The 19039-nt window shown below is 47.1% G+C and carries 14 protein-coding genes; 9 read left to right on the forward strand and 5 right to left on the reverse strand.

The genetic code is table 11. The annotated features are described in order from the left end of the window. Positions 1-5: 5 nt before the first annotated feature. Complete coding sequence (locus NST33_RS09270) at positions 6-1637, reverse strand: thiamine pyrophosphate-binding protein (RefSeq protein WP_339307675.1); 1632 nt, start codon at positions 1635-1637, stop codon at positions 6-8. A 411-nt stretch (positions 1638-2048) separates the two neighbouring features. Between NST33_RS09270 and NST33_RS09275 the strand changes: the two genes are divergently transcribed. Beyond that, a complete protein-coding gene (locus tag NST33_RS09275; RefSeq protein WP_339307677.1) occupies positions 2049-3020 on the forward strand; it encodes a Gfo/Idh/MocA family oxidoreductase in 972 nt (323 codons plus the stop codon). A 185-nt stretch (positions 3021-3205) separates the two neighbouring features. On the opposite strand, the gene NST33_RS09280 is transcribed toward NST33_RS09275, so the two are convergent. Beyond that, a complete protein-coding gene (locus tag NST33_RS09280; protein WP_339307679.1) occupies positions 3206-4924 on the reverse strand; it encodes a methyl-accepting chemotaxis protein in 1719 nt (572 codons plus the stop codon). Positions 4925-5218: 294 nt separating this feature from the next. Between NST33_RS09280 and NST33_RS09285 the strand changes: the two genes are divergently transcribed. The 8 genes from NST33_RS09285 to NST33_RS09320 all read left to right on the forward strand — a co-directional run bounded on the left by NST33_RS09285 (position 5219) and on the right by NST33_RS09320 (position 15249). Continuing rightward, complete coding sequence (locus NST33_RS09285) at positions 5219-5905, forward strand: HAD hydrolase-like protein (protein WP_339307681.1); 687 nt, start codon at positions 5219-5221, stop codon at positions 5903-5905. Between the two features lie 205 nt (positions 5906-6110). Further along, positions 6111-7001, forward strand: a complete 891-nt coding sequence (locus NST33_RS09290; protein ID WP_076209116.1) for a sugar ABC transporter permease — start codon at positions 6111-6113, stop codon at positions 6999-7001. A gap of 52 nt (positions 7002-7053) precedes the next feature. Beyond that, positions 7054-7923 carry a carbohydrate ABC transporter permease gene (locus NST33_RS09295; RefSeq protein WP_339308654.1) on the forward strand — a complete coding sequence of 290 codons (870 nt, stop codon included), beginning with the start codon at positions 7054-7056 and terminating at the stop codon, positions 7921-7923. 104 nt (positions 7924-8027) lie between these two features. Next, positions 8028-9779: a sensor histidine kinase gene (locus tag NST33_RS09300; protein ID WP_339307683.1), complete on the forward strand. Its 1752-nt coding sequence runs from the start codon at positions 8028-8030 to the stop codon at positions 9777-9779. Positions 9780-9790: 11 nt separating this feature from the next. Further along, the gene (locus tag NST33_RS09305) at positions 9791-11395 is read left to right on the forward strand and encodes a helix-turn-helix domain-containing protein (protein WP_339307685.1); all 1605 of its coding nucleotides are present in this window, start codon (positions 9791-9793) and stop codon (positions 11393-11395) included. A gap of 133 nt (positions 11396-11528) precedes the next feature. Beyond that, positions 11529-12926, forward strand: coding sequence for a sugar ABC transporter substrate-binding protein (locus NST33_RS09310; RefSeq protein WP_339307687.1), 1398 nt, complete (start codon positions 11529-11531; stop codon positions 12924-12926). A 68-nt stretch (positions 12927-12994) separates the two neighbouring features. Then, positions 12995-13330 carry a cupin domain-containing protein gene (locus NST33_RS09315; RefSeq protein ID WP_339183643.1) on the forward strand — a complete coding sequence of 112 codons (336 nt, stop codon included), beginning with the start codon at positions 12995-12997 and terminating at the stop codon, positions 13328-13330. Continuing rightward, positions 13327-15249 carry an alginate lyase family protein gene (locus tag NST33_RS09320; protein ID WP_339307689.1) on the forward strand — a complete coding sequence of 641 codons (1923 nt, stop codon included), beginning with the start codon at positions 13327-13329 and terminating at the stop codon, positions 15247-15249. The genes NST33_RS09315 and NST33_RS09320 overlap by 4 nt, the downstream gene beginning before the upstream one ends. A gap of 66 nt (positions 15250-15315) precedes the next feature. On the opposite strand, the gene NST33_RS09325 is transcribed toward NST33_RS09320, so the two are convergent. Genes NST33_RS09325 through NST33_RS09335 form a run of 3 tightly spaced genes read right to left on the reverse strand, consistent with a single transcriptional unit; the run spans position 15316 to position 19009 of the window. After that, positions 15316-16494 carry a YheC/YheD family protein gene (locus tag NST33_RS09325; RefSeq protein ID WP_339183647.1) on the reverse strand — a complete coding sequence of 393 codons (1179 nt, stop codon included), beginning with the start codon at positions 16492-16494 and terminating at the stop codon, positions 15316-15318. 35 nt (positions 16495-16529) lie between these two features. Continuing rightward, positions 16530-17636 (reverse strand): YheC/YheD family protein, encoded by a 1107-nt coding sequence (locus tag NST33_RS09330; protein ID WP_221823121.1) that lies wholly within the window; start codon positions 17634-17636, stop codon positions 16530-16532. Then, complete coding sequence (locus NST33_RS09335) at positions 17636-19009, reverse strand: YheC/YheD family protein (protein ID WP_310334037.1); 1374 nt, start codon at positions 19007-19009, stop codon at positions 17636-17638. The genes NST33_RS09330 and NST33_RS09335 overlap by 1 nt, the downstream gene beginning before the upstream one ends. Between the last annotated feature and the right edge of the window lie 30 nt (positions 19010-19039).

Raw genomic sequence — 19039 nt, forward strand, 5'->3', positions numbered from 1 at the left:
TCCTCCTAATTCAAAGTTACGGTGCGGTGAGCCGTAGGTGGAATTTCATCTCGATCAGTCAGAAGCTCAATGACAGTCACCTGATTCAACGTTTGGGCTGTGCTCAGCGCAGATGAGAATTCTTCATGTGTCTCTGCCCGGAAAGCGACAGCTCCCAGAGATTCGGCGAATTTGGCTGCATCCATGGGAACCTCAAATAAGGTGCCATCGATCCTGCCTGTTGTTTTTTCCATTCCTTTGAGTGCCATGTCCAGTTGTTTGTTGTTAACAACAATGAAGATGACGTTCAGATTGTTGCATACCGCGGTATGGATCTCCGTCCCCAGCATCATGAAACATCCATCCCCGGTGATACATACGACGGTCTCTTCAGGTGAAGCGGCCTTTGAACCTATCGCCATACCAATGGCATTACCCATGCAGGCAAAGTAAGCGTCAAACACAAAGCTGCCTGGTTTCTTGACTTTATATCGCTGGACCGCATGAAATCCGTGGCTGCCATCATCAACAAAAAGCTTATGATCGTACGGAAGCAGATCACTCATCCCTTCCAGCACAGAAGCCAGAGACAGGTGGGGCAGATCTGGTAAAGGGACAGTGTAATCGATGGGTGCCGTGGTTCTCACAGGAGTAGGGAGGTCTTCTAATGTGCCCAGCAAATATTGCATGTTGTCCTTCAAATCACCGGTGATATGTAAGGTTTGAGCACTCAGAATCTTACCCACAAATGTAGGATCAGTATCAAATTGAATGAGGTGTGCCGGGTGGTTCTCAGGTTTCAGATTGCATAGGGTCATATCACTCAGACGTGAACCGAGTACAATATAAAGGTCACTTTGGTTCAACATGTCGTCTGCATGTGGGAAACCTCCAACACCACAAGGTCCATGGTACAGGGGATGGTCCCACGCAATCGCTCCTTTTCCACCAGGCGTAGTAATGACAGGAATGTTGAACGATTCGGCCAATTGAAGCAATTCATCATGGGCTCTGGCACGACTTACACCTTTACCAGCAATAATTAAAGGGCGGTTGGATTGTTGAATGAGAGGGAAAATACGATTCAGGTTAGATATACTAAAAAGAGGTTCCGGTTCGGGAATGATAATCCGGCATTCCGATAACAATTCAGTCTGTACGTCAAAAGGAAGACAGAGGTGAACAGGGCCTTTATTCGGACCAAGGGCAATGGATAAGGCATGATTCAGTAGGGTGCCGAAGTGATCTCCACGCTCAACGAGTTTACTGAATAATGTGGCAGGCCGGAACATCTCGGCTAGATCAGCCAGATAGGAAGAGGAATCCTGGCACTGAGGTAGCCCCAGTTCCTGGATGGATTGATGACCCGTAATAAATAGAACGGGCAGATTGTTGGCCTTTGCATGGGCTGCTGCAGTAAGCAGATTAGTTCCGCCTGGACCGGATGTGGCAAAGGCAACGCCGAGTTTACCCGTCTGTAATGCATAGCCGGATGCGGCAAAACCTGAGCTGGATTCATGACGGCCTGGAATGAACTCTAATCCGTAATCCACCATTTTCAGTACAGCAGGGCAGATGGATTTACCAATAATACCAAAGACATGAGTAACGCCTAGATTACGCAGAGTTTCTGCCAAATAGTCCGCAACTGTTCTCATGCGGGACACCTCGCTTCATGAAATAGGTTATTAGAACCATACGCATATTCCATTTGTTGAATGCAAGTTACTATCTAAGGTTGTAAGAGGAAATATTCATTGTTATTAGGAAGAGTATCTTTTTTTGTGGTTTTTTGTCAACCTGTATTTGTGAGTCTAAATTCCTGATTCTTAAGTTGGTAACGCTTTAAGTGATGCTGGATAAAGTGAAAACAATTGGTTATATATCCCTGGAACGAATTACCCGGTTGTTACGAAGTTACAAATAATGTAAAAATATGACTAACAATGATGAATTTCAGTCTCTAATAGCGACTTGAAAGCTAGGGATTTATCTTTTTTCGTATCAACGCATCGCATTCGCAATTCTTTGCTTTCTGCTATACTGGAAAGGAATTGGGAGGGGATGGAATGACAGTCATCAAGATGGCTCTGATTGGGCTGGGTAAAATGGGATTACATATGGTTCATCTCATCGAGAATACAAAGATGGACACGGAGATTGAGATTGTTGCGGTGTGTGATGCGAATGAGGAAAGTTTGGCGTCTTTTGCAGCTTCTCATCGGGGAGTTAGGACGTATACGGATTACAAGCAATTGATGAATGAACATCAGATTGATCTGTTGTATATTGCAGTTCCGCCGAAATTTCATTATCCGGTTGTCATGGAGGCGCTGGAGCGCAAAATTCATGTATTCTGCGAGAAACCGCTTGCCAATAGTATAGAAGAAGCCAAAAAGATGCTGGATGCAGCGCAAAAAGCGGGCGTTGTTCATGCCATCCACTTCTCGATGCCGCATGAACCTTCCGTGCTGAAGTTGCAAGAGATGATTGAGCAGGATACTGTGGGGGCCATTCGCAAAATAGATCTCATTTTGCAATTCCCGCAGTGGCCACGATCATGGCAACAGAATGCATGGATTACAAGCCGGGAGCAGGGTGGATTTATTCTTGAAGTGGGGATTCACTGGATTCATATGATTCAAAAGGTGTTTGGTGCCATCCGGGTAGTGAGCACCCAGGTTCAATATCCTGATAATGGAGACTGTGAACTAGAAGTGCAGGCTGCAATGGAACTGGAAGACGGAATCCGAATTCAGCTGAACGGCATCTCTCAATTTGCGGGGGAAGAACGTGTATCCATGGTGGTGTATGGCACAAAAGGCACGATTGCGCTGGAAAATTGGGAAGAATTGAAGACTGGCATGGTGGGGCAGCCACTTTCTCCTGTGGAAGTGCTTGAGTCCGCCAGTGAATTGCCGGTTCTTAAACATGTGATTGCACGTATACAAGGCAAACCAGCTAAGATATATGACTTTAACGATGGGTATCAGGCACAATTGATACTGGAAGCGTTACGGAACACGGAACAATCAGGATAAGAAAAGGAGTGTCAGGTTTTTTCATTTCGAAGTGCCTGCTGTACCTTTAAATGTATCAGCTCTCCGTAACACCAAGAAGCATCGCAGTGGCCCAGGTGTGCCTGTCTGCGATGCTTCTTTCCTGTGTTTTGGCGCAAAATAGAGCTACATAGACATTCTATCGTTATGTTGTATGTTGATTCAGGTCACGCCAGCTTGAATCGCTTAACCAGCTGATCAAGTGTATCCGACATTTCATTCAACTGCTTGGACGTGTCAGACATTTCCTGCAGGGAAGCAAGTTGCTCCTCCGTCATCGCAGATACTTCTTCCGTGGCTGATGCAGTATCTTCCACAACAGCCGATACTTCATTGATGGACTTCATCACAGCCTCACTACCGGAAGTTAACTCCTCGACAACAGCAGATACCTCCAAAACTTCACCGCTGAGGTTATGAATATGCTGAGTAATGGTTGAAAAAGCATTACCTGCATCCTCAATGGTCCGCAACCCTTCATTCACATGTAGAGTACTCTCATCAACCACCTGCACCGTACTCTGAACACCTGCTACCACGGTTTCCAATATACTTGTAATTTCTTTGGCTGATGTTGCACTTTGGTCTGCAAGATTACGAATTTCCGCGGCAACAACAGCGAAGCCGCGTCCATTTTCCCCAGCGCGGGCAGCTTCGATTCCGGCGTTAAGTGCAAGCAGATTGGTTTGTCTCGCAATACCCGACATTGAATCTGCAATGTTGATCACTTGATCAGACATCTTCGAAATTTCATTAATGGCTTCCTGTACAGAGAGGAAGGATTGCTCAATGGAACTCATTTTACCTACAGCATTATCAATGCGCTGTTGCCCATCCACGGCAATGGATTCGGTACGAACTGCACGGCCTGCCACGTCACTTGCCGAGGAGGCGACACGATTAAGGCCATTGAGGGATTGCTGCATCGCAGCTACCATGGTTTGCGTAAGAGCAACCTGTTCATCAGCGCCTTCAGCCACACGTTCCATGGCAGTGGCAACTTCTTTTCCTGCAAGATGGCTATCGGCAACGCCTTTATCCAATCGATCCGAAGCTTTGCTCAGAATCATGGCATTGCTCTGAACGTCCAGCATCATTTGCTGCAAACCAGTGAGCATTGTATTGGCTGCCTCCGCGAGTTCACGAGTTTCGTCTTTCATTGGCGTAGCGATTCTCAGTGTCAGGTCACCATTGGAAGAACCGATGTCATTTAATGCCTGCTTCACGGTACGGATGTTTCTAACAATGGCACGTGACAGGACCAATGCAGTGATGAACGAGATAATGGCCACAACGATAAGTGCCCCATACAGTTCCAGGTTCAGTAGTGTGTTTTTTTGCTTCAGTGCTTCTGTACGGTTATCGGTTAACGTATGCTCGTTGGTTCGAAACGTATCGAGAGCAGTCCGAATCTGGTCCATGTCTCTTTTACCTGGATCATCTGCGAAAAAATCTCGAATGGCCTGAGTATTATTGGCTTGACGAAGAGCGACCACAGGTTCACCAGCGATCTGGACCCAGTTCTCCATATTAGTATGTATGTCTTCCAAAAGTGCAAGTTGAGCCGGATTATCCGAAATTAAAGCAGCAAGTTCATCTCTGAGTGTAATAAGTTGCGCTTTTCCTTGGGTGTAGGGATCGAGATAATTGTCCTGACCCGTGATGATGTAACCGCGTTGACCTGTTTCCATATCTACCATGTTTCTTTCGAGTTCATAGGTGAGGGCGTGTACCCTCATATCGTGATCGACCAGAAAATCCAGTTCCCGTTGGAGCTGACTTGTGCTGTTCTGAATCAGCAGGATGCAACCAGCCAGTACAGCCAGTACGAGTAAATATCCTAATCCGATCTTATAAAAAATCTTAAAGGTCTTTCGCTTTTTCATGTTTGTTATTCCTCTCTATGGGGTATATGTAGTTGTCGAAAAAACCGGAAATATGACAATTGTAGGTCTTTAGATTAGGTGTCTAAAGAACTATTTTTTAGTATTATACGTAAAGAAACTTCTTTTGTATATAGTTCGTTTAACTATAATATAACGTTTGATTTATGTTGTATAAGGTTGGGGTTGATGATGTTTTACAATCGTTGGTTTACACGTTCAAACGTTATGTTTATCATGGGAAGGGAACGATTCCAATTACATATACAATATCCCAATCCGAAAGGAACATTGGACATGAATAAAGAGAAGGTATTGCTCAAACCGGAAGCGATGATTTTTGACATGGATGGTACGCTGTTCCAGACAGAGACCCTGTTGTTGCCAGCTTACCAGCAACTATTTGATACATTGCGTGCCGAAGGGCATTTTGAAGGAGAAACTCCACCCGAGGAACGGATGCTGGGAAGTTTGGGCATGTTGCTCGAGGATATATGGAAAGTGGTTATGCCTGAGGCATCGGAAGTGGCACATCGCCGTGCAGACGAACTGTTGCTTCAACTGGAGATTGAGGGGCTTGATCAAGGAAGTTCCCAATTGTATCCTGGGGTGAAAGAAACACTGCAAGCATTAAAACAACAAGGAGTGCGTCTTTTTGTCGCAAGTAACGGGCTGGAGGACTATGTGAAGGGTGTGGCGTTTGCACACGAGATTATGCCTTTCTTTGAAGGGGTATACAGTGCAGGCCAGTACAAGACTCCTTCCAAGATTAATCTGGTGCAGATCCTGCTTGAGAAACATCGTATTCAGGACGCATGGATGGTAGGGGATCGCTCTTCTGATGTGGAAGCTGGTAAAATGAACGGTCAGGCGGTCATCGGCTGTGCTTATGCCGGGTTTGGCCGTGATGAGGAGCTTGCGGGCTCAGATGTGCTCATCTCTGATTTTACAGAACTGCTGCGTCTGTATGATGAAGCAGAGTAGCCTATACGCTACATACGTATACTGAGATTTAAGATTACGAACCGCATGATATGAACCTGTAGACTCAACGGAAATTCGTTGAATACAGGTTTTTTTGTATGGTCATGCAGTCACATTCTCCCCTGTAAAAAGTTGATTTCCCTATCCCGCCTACCTCCATATTCCCTCTATACTTCATTCAAAAGCTATAGGGGGTCCGATTCTGGTGAAACCATCCAAAATACATGCCTATATGTTCATCTTTCCAAGTCTTTTTTTAACCCTTGTATTTGGGATCTATCCGCTGTTATGGGCGCTGCGTTACATGTTCTATGATTATCAAGGCATCGGGACGCCTGTCTTTATCGGGCTTGATAATTTTGGACGCATTTTGCGTGACGGGCAATTCTGGGATTCTGTAGGCAACACGGGTGTGTACGCCCTGGGCAAACTCGTTGTTACAATTCCACTGTCGTTAACTCTGGCGATTATTCTGAATCGCAAATGGAGAGGGCGATCCCTCTTTAGGGCGATCTATTATCTCCCCACTATTTTTAGTGCTTCGGTCATGGCGATTGTATTCTTTATTATTTTCAACTCTTATAACGGAATATTGAACCAATTGCTGCTCAAGTATCATGTGATCTCCGAATCCATTAGCTGGCTGGGGGCTGAACATGCCATGCTAACAACCATCATCATCGCCATCTGGGGGGCTGTGGGCAACTATATGTTGTTGTTCATTGCGGGTCTTCAGAGCATTCCCGAAGAGCTTTATGAGGCGGCATCGCTGGATGGAGCGAGTGAGTTTCAGAAACTGCGGAATGTAACAATTCCATTGCTGGGTCCAGTCTTGCAGATGATCATCATGCTGGCAATTACCACGGCGCTGAAAGGTTACGAGAGTATTATGGTGCTTACCGAAGGAGGGCCGTATGGCAAAACAGAGGTGATGTATCTGTATTTGTTTAAACTGTTGTTTCCCGTGTCGGCTGACACCCAATCACTCCAGCAGCTCGGTTATGGCAGTGCGGTTGGTTTCACAACGGCTCTCATCGTAGGGGCTGTGACGCTCATTTATTTCCGTATATCCAAAAAGCTCAATGATGTCTATTAAAATGAAAAACAGACTTTTTGAACACGTATAAATTAATCAGGAGGAAACGATGATGACTCAAAATGTGCTTGCGCCCTCAGGGTCTCCCCAACTCATTCGCTGGACCAAACGAACGGTACTTTGGCTGTTTTTGATCGCAATTGCTCTGCTGTCGTTGTTCCCCATCATACTTGTATTGCTCGGTTCCTTCAAAACAAACCAGGAATTGACCGGAGGGGCTACCATCTGGCCGAAGATTTGGCAGTTCTCCAACTATGCTCAGGCTTGGAAAACCGCCAATTTTTCGGGTTTTACGATGAACAGCGTGTTTGTTAGCATCAGTACAACAGTTGGCACGTTGCTGGTAGCTTCGATGTCAGCCTACGCTGTGGATCGAGTGAATTTCAAAGGGAAAAAGGGGTACACCTTGCTCATGGCATCCACTCTGTTTATTTCCATAGGCGCGGTTGTGCTGCGTCCGCAATTTGACCTCATGGTTAAGCTGGGGCTGAATACCACGTTGTGGGGCGTTATTATTATACTGATCAGCGCACACGCTGCCACATACTTTATTCTCATTGGTTTCTTCAAGAGCATCCCGCGCGAACTGGATGAAGCGGCGATGATTGATGGCTGTAATTTCTTCACCACATACTGGCGAATTATTCTTCCGCTCCTGCGGCCCGGACTCGCCGTTGCAGGTCTGGGTGTATTCCAGAGTTCTTGGAATGAATATATTCTTCCTTTTGTGTTCACCATGAGCAATCCGGATTTGCAGACTTTGCCGGTTGGGCTGGCTAGTCTGCGATATGGCATCGGAGCTGCGGCTGAGGTCCAACTGATGATGGCCGGAGCCTGTCTGTCCATTTTGCCGCTGCTCATCGTTTATATTTTTGCCAACAAATCATTCATGCAGGTGACCTTGGGAGCTGTGAAAGGATAGGCGTGAGCACAATCATGGAAACGGTTTTACGGGTTATTCCACTGTGCTATACTCATTTTAATTCACAGCGGACGGGCCAAGCCGTGTTCAAGGAGCGAGCGCCGATGATATTCGACTTTTATAAAATGTCCCTGAAAAAAAGAATACAGCTGCTGTACATTTTTCTCGTTGTCCTGTGCATCAGTGTGACCGGGATATGCTCTTATCTCTTTGCTGCACGAAGCATTGAGCAGAATGCACTTGAACTGAAACAAAGCATTCTGAACAAATCAGTGCAGGTTATGGATGAACATCTAAGGCATATTGTTGTATCCTCTTTTTCTTTTATGCTCAATGAAGCATTCACCCAGGTCATGAAGGACGTGGGGAAAAATAACACATCTCATTATTATCAGAATCTCTCGCTGCTGCAAACATCGTTTGCTCAATTGAAGCTCGTAGAGCCACTGATTGATACCGCATATCTGACAACACCCATCGGTGATTTTTTCTCGACCAAAGATTTTCCGAATCGCAATAACCCGTTCGACAGGGAATACGGACGCTACGTGAAGCTGCAAGGCTGGAATACGATGTGGTTTGGTTCACATCAGAGTGAACTGTTCCAATCCCAAGGAAATGTGTTATCTCTGTTGCTCAAACCCATTGTGATCGATAATCATACCTATTCGAATGTATATATGGTCGTCAATATGAAGGAAGAGGCGATGCGAGACATTCTGACGCAGGATCTCATGAATAACCAGATTCAACTGTTTTTGCTGCACAAAAACGGAAATGAAGTCATTCGACCCAGGTCCCGAAATTACGATTTCATTATGGAGCCGGACTTTACCCAACAGTTTAGCCGTGGCGATGCTGGAGATTTTACCTATAGGAACGATCAGGGGGAGGACATGCTTGTTAACTATTCGGCATTGTCGATGAACGAGGATTGGGTCATGGTAAGTGTACAGTCCAAGGCTGACTTGTTGTCCCCCCTCCAAAAGATACGCTGGCTGATCATCCTGATCATGTTGTTTTGCATTTTGCTCGCACTTGGGTTGTCCAGGCTACTGGCATCCGCTCTGCTGAAGCCACTGAACAAACTGCGACGCCTGATGGTTGAGGTGGAGTCCAATGATCTGGATGTACGGTTTCGCAGCAAGTATGACGATGAAGTCAGCGCTGTAGGGCATCGTTTCAATCGGATGTTGGACCAGATTCAGGTTCTGTTTGAAGAAGTACGGACAACAGAGCAAGACAAACGGCGGTTTGAAGTCAAGGCGCTTCAGGCGCAGGTTGATCCTCATTTCCTCTACAATACGCTGAATACAATGTTCTGGAAAAGTGAGAGCGGAGAGAAGAAGGATGTAAGTGAGATGATCGTCTCCTTATCCTTGTTATTCCGTCTGGGACTGAATGATGGGAAAGACATCACCAGTGTGGGGCAGGAGATCAAACATGTCGAACAATACATGCAGCTTCAGCAAAAATGTTATGAGGATCTGTTCGTTTATCGAATTGAGGTGGGGGACCCCTCTTGTTACGCTGTTGATATTTTAAAAATATTGCTTCAGCCCTTGGTCGAGAATTCCATCCTGCATGGATTCAATGACAAAGAAGATATGGGCGTTATCCTGATCCGCATTGATCGTCAGGGTAACACACTACGGCTGGAGGTGGCTGACAATGGATGTGGGATGGATGTAGCCAGCATCTCTGCTGAGGATGCTCCTGACGGGGGACGCAAAGGTTATGCCCTATCCAATCTCCATGGCAGACTAAGCCTGCACTACGGGGATGTGGCCTCGATTGTGTTTCATAGCAGTACAGATGTAGGGACAACAGTTGTTATCACGATTCCGATCACCTGAGGAGGGGCAGTATGGGCCAATTGACGATGTGTGTTATGGATGATATCCAGGCAGTTGTAAAAGGCATATCCTCAACTATTCCGTGGGAAGATCATCAGGTTCGGATTGTAGGCACGGCGGGCAATGGAGAGCTCGGTTGGTCCTTGTTGCTGGAGCAGCAACCCGACATCGTGATTAGTGATATCAGGATGCCCAAGCTGAGCGGACTGGACCTCATGAAGCGGGCATTGGATGCCGGACTGCGAGCCAAATTTATTTTCATCAGTGGTTATTCGGATTTCCAATATGCACAGGAAGCCATCAAGCTGGGGGCATCCGACTATTTGCTCAAACCGTTTACCCCTGAAGAAATACTCGGTGCGGTGTTGAAGGTAAGACAGGTGATTAAGGAAGAGCAGGCACAGTGCAAACAGTTGGAACAGTTGGAGCAGAAGGTGGAGAGCAGCAGCCAGTACGAGCGTCACAGCTATCTCCTGGGTTTGTTGCGTCATGAAATCGGGGGCTTCCTGAATGAAAGTCGCTGGAACGAGCTGCATATTGATCTCGATTCCTCCAATCTTCTCGTGATGGTCATTGAGGTGGATGGTTATACGCGATATGGATACACGATGCATCTGGATGCCGAAATCGTTCCTTTTGCGGTCCAAAATATTGTGGGAGAAACCTTGAACCGCTATACCAAGGGCGTTGTTTTACGGGAAAACCGATACCGGCTTGCCGCCATATTTAACACACCAAGTCAGATCGATGTCTCCGAGCTCCTGGAGCAATGCCGCCAAAATGTGGAGCGATTCAGCAAAAAAACAGTCTCGATTGGTGTGGGTACGATTGCCCACAGACCACAGGAAATCTGGACGTCCTACGCACATGCAGATCAGGCGATATCCTATCGTTTTTACAGTGAAGGAAATTGCATCCTCAAGTATGCTGAACTGGAGAATCAGGCCTGTGTGGCCCCGGTATATCCTTTGGAGAAGGAAAAAGAGCTTTTTTACGCACTGAAATGTGGTAATGAGAGCACTTGTCACCGGATCATTGATGAAATTCTCGAAGAATGGCAGGTTTCCGAAGGTTTTCCCGAGCCGCTCACGATGATTCGTTTGTTGTCTGGACTGGCCTTTGCCATCTACCGTGCCTTTTGTGATGAGATTACAGCAGAGGAACGCTTGCGTCTGGAGGCCGACCTGACAGTGCTTGAGGCGATGCGCTCCTTGACATTTGAGGGCTGGAGGGGATATATCAAGCATTTTAGCAGTATGGGATGCGAGATTATGGACAAAAAGCGACTCACCGATGTCAAACAGGCGATTAGCAAAGCACAGGAATATATCAGTCTGAATCTTGCAGAAAATCTGACGCTGCATGCCTGTGCCCAATCCGTGCATTTAAGTCCGAGTTATTTTGCCAATGCCTTCAAAAAGGAAACGGGCATAACGCCGATTCAATATATTACTAAGATGAGGATGGAAAAAGCAAAAGAGTTGCTGGTTGCAGGTGTACAGGTGCAAGAGATCTGCCAGAGGCTGGGTTATGAGGACAGGCCTTATTTCAGCGGTTTGTTCAAGAAATATTGCGGCATGACGCCAACCTGCTTCCGGCAAATGTATGAGAATTGAACCCGATACGGATCGTCATTTTTCCCACCATGCAAAGTCAGAATGTCCCTCACTTGCATGAAAGCTTAGCGATTATCATTACGTTAACGGATAACCAAACGGGTTGTCCAGACAAGCATAAGGGGGCATATCAATGGTTAAAAAGTGGATGGTGACTACGCTAAGTGCATTGCTGGCGCTAAGTTTGGCAGGTTGTTCTGCTGACAGTGGTACTTCGGCAAATAGCGAATCGGGGACCAGCGGGGAGAATGCCGGAGGGAAAACCAAAATCATATATTGGACACCGGACCGCCATGATGCTGATTTTATGAAATCCAAGATCGATGAGTTCAACCAGACGAACAAGGACAACATTGAAGTGGAGATGACCGTGATGGGGGACAACTACCCACAGGCGGTCGATATTGCTTTTGCCAGCAAGCAGGCACCCGATGTGCTGCAAGTTAATGATTTTCAGACGTATTATCAGAAGGGGTATCTCGCCCCGATCGATGGATACATGAGTGATGAGATGAAGGCCGTGTTTAAAGACAGCTTGATTGAAAATAAAAACACGATTGATGGAAAAATATATTCCCTCCCCAATACAGGGCAGGTCTGGCGGCTTGTGTATAACAAGGATATTTTCAAAAAAGCAGGGATCGAGAGTCCGCCAAAAACGTTGGCTGAGATGGTTGCGGATGCCAAAAAAATTACCGAAGTTGGTAAAAGTGAAGGCATCTATGGTTTTGCCAGCCCGTTCAAGAGCAGCAGCGGCTTCTGGAGAGCAGCCAATACGATCGCAGGTGCAAGCAGTAATGTTGGTATTGATGGTTACAACTACAAGACTGGCCAATTTGATTTTGGGATGTACAAGGATATCGCAATGGCACTCCGTCAGATGAATCAGGATGGCAGTATGCTGCCAGGGGTAGAAAGTCTGGACATCGATCCACTCAGAGCCCAGTTTGCACAAGGAAAAATTGGAATGTACATTAATCACTCCGGCGAACCAGGGGTATATAAAGATCAGTTTCCTACCAAAGAAAATTGGGCAGCGGCTCCTGTGCCAACAAATGATGGAACGATCAAGGGCGCTTCGCAAGTCATCGGGGGCTCCTACATCGGCATCAATGCAGATTCTGCCAATAAGGAAGCGGCATGGAAGTTTATGGAGTATGTGTACAGCACAGATCTTCAGAGTGAGTATTACGAAAAGGGATACGGAATCTCACTGATTCCTGCTGTACTAAGCTCTGACAAAAAACCAAGCATTCCGGGCATTGAAGGTTTCCTGCCCAAACGATATGATGCCATTTTCCCGGCAAATCCAAGTGTGGTGACCGAGAGTTCACTGGAAGGCACCAAATGGGGTGAGGCTTTTTCAATCTTTGTATTCACGGGTGGCGATCTCGATGCTGTGATCAAGGATCTGGATACAAGGTACAATGCAGCTCTGGAGAAAACCAAAGCGGCAGGGCTGACCAACATAACTGCTGATCCATCGTTCGATTCTTCCAAGCTTCAGGGTAAATTGTCCACAGAAGACTAATAAACGTTCATAGCGGCCGTGGTTTAACTACTTCGGTCGCTTATTCACAAGGAAAGGGGAAAAGCAAAATGATTATTAATCATGCGTCTACCGATGCATATATCATAAACGAAACGAGTTCCCGCAAGATCTTGGGCATGGGCGGTACATTAATGATGGTGGAGGTTACCTTTGCTAAAGGTGGTATTGGAGAAGTTCACTCTCATGATGCGCACGAGCAAGTCAGCTATATCGTCAAAGGCAGCTTTGAGGTACAGGTCGGTGAAGAAACTCGTATCTTAAAAGCAGGGGACAGCTTTTATGCCGGTTTTAACGTTCCGCATGGGGTCAAGGCCCTGGAGGACTCCGTCATTCTGGATGTGTTTACCCCATTCCGTCAGGATTTCCTCGAGGCGTCCCAATGAGCGATTTTTACCTTTCGGCAACGGATCTGCAACGGGCTGCCCAATATTATGAAAAACATTTTCCGGAAGAAGCCCGAAATTCGCTCACGATTGCCAATCGTGCCATCCTGAATGAATTTATCGTTCCTTATACCAACGATCTGAATCGCTGGATTCCGATGGGGACACCTGTGGACTGGCTCGACAACCCGACCAATGATCTGGAGTTCACATGGGGCATCAATCGACACTGGCATATGCTCGATCTGGGCAAGGCGTATCTGATGAAGGGCAATCCGCTATATGTAACAGCATTTATTGACCACTTCCGTAGCTGGAGACAGCAAAACCCGGTTTCTGTAAATCTGGTTTATGACGAGGCTGTGTTCTTTCAAAGACCCGGTCCGTGGCGCCTGCTGGAGACGGGACTACGTGTGCAGTCCTGGATATCGGCATATAAATATATGGAAGCGAGTTCACTGATAGACGAAGGTTTTCAGGCGGAGTTCCGACAAGGTCTGGAAGAGCACGCCGAGTTTTTGACCCGTTACCTCGGCAGCACGGAAATCAATCATGCCATTATGCATATGCAAGGCTTGTTCATGATTGCTACGTTCTACCACCAGCACCCGCGAAGTCCACACTGGCGTCAAGTGGCGATGGAACGTCTTGAGCTGTGTTTGCTGCATCAGTTGGGTGAAGAGGGAATACAGGTTGAACTGACAACACATTACCACAATGCCAGCATCGAGATGTTTGGCACGCCTTATCGGTTGGGTGAGATTTCAGGACATCCTTTCTCGAAATGGTATGCCAGCTGTCTACGCCAAATGGCAGCATTTACTGAGGCGCTGATTCGACCAGATCACCAGTCTACCGGTATTGGTGATTCGGATTGGGTTGGCGATGGACGACAACGACTGACCCTGCTTGGAGCGATCCTGGACGATGATGATTTGATGGCTCGCGGAACGGATAGCTCGGAGTGTCTCTGGTTGCTGGGTGTGGAGAAATATGAGCGATGCCTCCGTCTACAGGCTTCTTCTTCTCCGGCTTTGTCGAGCCGGGCTTTTCCGCAGACAGGATATTATGTTATGAGGGACAAGTATCAATATCTTTTTTTTGATGCGGCTGCCATGGGCGGAGCACATGGACATGCAGATGCGCTGAATGTGGAGTGGATGTGGAAGAACCAGCTTTTCTTCACGGACACCGGACGTTACACGTATGAAGAAGGGGAATGGCGTCGGTATTTCAAAAGTACGCGGGCGCACAATACCGTCACGGTGGATGGTCTGAATCAGACACCTTATCTCTCCACACAGCAATGGGGTGAACCGGAGGCTCAGGCCACAACGTTACGTTGGGAGAGCAATGACAGCTATCACTTCATTGATGCTTCGCAGGATGGATATACACATTTGCCAGATCCAGTTACACATCGCCGGTGGATGCTGGCAGGGGTGGAGATTCCTATACTACTAATTGTGGATTGGCTGGAGGCAGAAGCAGAGCATACTCTGGAGCAACGTTTTCACCTGCATCCGCAAGCGGATATTGCGTTGAGGATGAATGAAGCTGGAGAAATGACGGCGGATATGAGCTATGAGGCATCTTCCATAACGCTGACGATGCAATGGGTTACGGCAGGCATCGGGAAGGGAGCCTTCGCGTTGACGGAGCAGCCCGGCTGGGTATCTGAGGTGTATGGTTCCAAGTCGGAAACATCGGTCATCCAGGGCAAGACTGATTTCTCGGGAAAAGTGGGTATTCTGACGTTGTGCCTGCCTGCGGATCATATTGACCAGGTTACATGTGTTACCACATGCCAACTAGAACCTGACCTGATGAGATTGGCATTATCTTATGTGCAAGGTGAGGAAAAAGGGTATATTGTGATTGACAACGATACGCTGCAATGGACGAAAGAACAGAAATAAAAAACAGTAAAGCAGGAGTCTATGCTCGCACTTGGCGAACATAGACTCCTGCTTTATCTAATCCATTCACTTGACTTTCCTTTTTCTTTTTACTCTGGTGGATTTTTGCGAAACGGGCCTGGGAGTGGCTGGTTTTCTGGACGTTCCGGGAGGTCTGTTGCGATATACATATAAGGCATACTCCAGCGGTTGAGTGATGGCTTTATAATAGATATCCCGCTCCCCGATGCGAGCGAATACTTCACGCGCAGGTTTGGGATTAACTTCAAGCAGGTAGATACGTCCGCTTCTGTCAATCGCCAAATCCAGTGCCAGCTCACACAGGTCGCCATACGTATCTTCCAGAAACGAAGCAACATCAATGCCGAATTTCTCTGCAGTTGTGTTAATTTCTGCCCGGAGGTCGTCATCTTCGATCCATTGCTTCATGAGTCGGTTCATCGCTATTGCCTGACCGCCGCCATGCAGATTGGAGGTCACGCTTTTTTCTGCACCCATGCGTCCAGCACATCCAGTAAGCTCCCATTGTCCTTCACCATTCTTCTGAACGAGCATGCGATAATCATGCACACGTCCATTCGGAAGCTGAAGTTGAATCCCCTTTTGTACAAGATACTTGTCTTTCATGTTCCAGTGCTGGAGCAACGCGCCAAGTCGTGAGAAATGAACTTTACGTGGAGTGATGATACGACGTTTCTGATCCCGCCCCTGAACAAGCACCGTATTAGCCTCGCTACTGCTGCGTTCAATGCGCAGAATACCACGTCCGCCTGTTCCATTAATGGGTTTGAGATAGACCAGGGAAGAAACTTTGAGCATCCGGTTTACATCGGACATATCCTGAAATAGAGCGGTTTCCGGCAGGTGTTCACGAAAGTTGGCTTTTTGTAAAAGGGTCTGGTGGATGGTCCATTTATTGCGCAGTGGCCTGTTCAGAAAGAGCAGATGCCCATATTTCTCACGAAAAGCAAGCAATTGCTGGAACCTTCGGTTACGTTGAATCCGGCAGCGATCAAAGATCAGGTCCGGGAATGATCGCCACTCCCTGGACCAGCCTTTTCCCTCATGAAAAACCATGGCTTCAATTTGTTTGCCCCCGGGGTGTACGTCGGCTGGTGTGAATACATAGATATCGAGTCCCCGCTTGCGCCCTTCAAGAATCATTCTGCGATAGACGCTTCGTTCTTCAAGAGCGCGATGTTCATTTAAGTACAACGTCATAATGCCCAGAACAGGTGAGGACACAAACAATCACCTTCTTTTTGCAGTATTCCTGTCTATCATCGTTTGGACTGACGGGCAAGATAAGCGCTGTAGTGAAATATACGTTCCAATGACCGCCGTCTGATCTGTGGTTCATCAAACTTCATGGGCTTTGCATTGGCTTCGAAGAACCAGAGTTCCCCCAGGTCATCAATGCCCAGATCCATGGACATTTCTCCGAGTGTGAAACCAGATCCCCGTTCTACCTGTCTTGCGATCATTAATGAAGTGGATTTCACACGTTTCATCAGGGTTGTTGACATTTCTTCGCCAAAAAGCTCGGTCAGCAGCTTCTCAGGGTCTTCTACGCTCCCGCCGCGCGGCACATGCGTTGTAATGCTGCGGGAGCCAGCAAGTCTCGCTCCTACACCGGTTACGCTCCATTGGCCCTTGGTGTTCTTTTGTACAAGAACACGCAAATCGAAGGGGCGTTTACGAGAGGATGCCAATTCAATGCCTTGTTGCATGATATAGGGCGTAAGTCCGGTTTCTTTGCGAATTCGTGCCCATAACTTGGCAAGTGTAGCTGCTTTATAGGTCGTGCTTTTACGTGTGGTTTGTATTTTGAGTCGGTAGGGAAGTCGTTCTTTTTCCTGAAATTTAAGCATCATGATTCCTTTGCCAGCTTTGCCGCTCTCGGGCTTAAGGTACAGGTAGGGATACGCCCGTAGAACGGCACCCAGAGAAGAAGCACTTCGCATCCGCCGAGTATAAGGGATCAGTTGCTGAGTCGATTTGGACTTCTTCAGCCATTCGAACAGATCCCATTTGTTGAAAAAGAATGGGTTATACAGTTCGATTCCGGATTGCATGCATTCGTCAATTTTACGCTGTACGGAAGGTTTTCCTTCGTCTTCCCGGTTGGGAATACGATTGTACAGAACATGGGGAAGGGGGAAAGGTTGTGAAACCCACTTTCCACTCCCCTTGTTGTACGTATATCCTTTCACGGTGGGACCACTCACGTTCAGATCCCGAACAGTTACAATGTACACCACGTATCCCATGCTTTCGCCTGTCTGTAAGATATCCTGAAAATTTTGATGATTTCCCCTGAACATGCGCTGTTTATCATGCATGGTCAAAACAGCAATGACAGGTTTGAAATCATCATGAAGGCTCATCAAATTTCTTCCTTCTTCCGGAACTTGCTCAAATACAGGCAGTGTTCCAAGATGTGCTCCACCGACGATTTGCCCTCCACCCGGAGTGAAGGGTGACGGAAAATGGAGCGCCCGGGTTTGGCGTTCGCTTCGAACATCCATACATGTTCCTCCTGATCAATGCCCAGATCAAAGCCAATCTCACCAATCAGATGCTGGTGCTGGGTTTCAATCGCCTGGGCCAGTGTAATAGCGACGGATTTGGCATGCTGAAGAACTTCTCCCGCACGATCGCCGAAGTTGCGACTGAGCGCCTGCTCAGGAGTCATTAGGGAGCCGCCATTTTTGATGTGTGTTGTGACGCTGCCACGTCCTGCCTTTTTGGCTCCAATTCCGACAACAACCCATTGATTGTTACCATTTTTATGCATGTGAAAACGAAAATCAATTGGACATTCATCAATCTCAATTAGACGTATTCCCTGCTGAACGACATATCCGCGTAGCTGTTTGCCATGTCTTCCCTGAAGCATGCGCATCAGACTGTTGAAGGACCCAAAACGCAGGAGTGCATTACCGCCTTTTTTGCGATAACGTGCGAAATATCCACGTTTGGGCGAGTAAGTCAGGCGGTAGATCCCGTTCCCCAGACTTCCGGCAGTAGGTTTATAGTAGACGAACTGATGGCGTTCCAACATTTCCTTCATCTGTTCAACGGACGGATTGGTAATTGATTCAGGGATATACCTTCCGGCTGTTGGTTCGTTCTCCAGCAATGTATAGATATCTGATTTGTTGAAGAAGCTCCAATTGAAGAACGGAATTTTCCGACGAATAAATCGTTCCCGCAGTTGGTTAATGGCTGGTGAGAAATCTGAACGACGGCTTGGTAACCGGTTGTAGACGACATCGGGCAGAGGTACCGTTTTGCGGGTAAAGCTTCCGTTATCATTCAGAAAAAAACCGGATACCGTCTCATTCTGCCAATTGATATCCCGGGGAGTAAAGGCATAAATATAGGATTTTCGGCTGCCTTCACGGAGTAACTGTTTGATGAAACCAGTACGGGAACCGAATGGATTCGTGCTCGTCGCAGGCCCATCAGAGAGTACGCCGATCAGTGGACCTAACTGGACCTCATCATTTTGCAAATTCCGGAGATAAATACTGCCCCGTTTCGGAACGTTCATCATATTACGGATACCTGAAGCGAGATACAGATGTTTACCTGCTTTTTTGATTGGTTTGATCGTTGCAGGTACCCGGTCACGCCCGAAGCGAAGGTGCACCGTTTTTTTGCCGGACAGGTTGAGGCTCTTCATTAAAGCGTTGGATACATAAACCACTTTATCCGGTTGCTTGGTGAAATGCAGATTGCAAAAGGTCAAACTCATGATTTATCCTCCTATCCTGAAAAGATCCTT

The organism is Paenibacillus sp. FSL L8-0435, from assembly GCF_037965655.1.
GTDB lineage: Bacteria > Bacillota > Bacilli > Paenibacillales > Paenibacillaceae > Paenibacillus.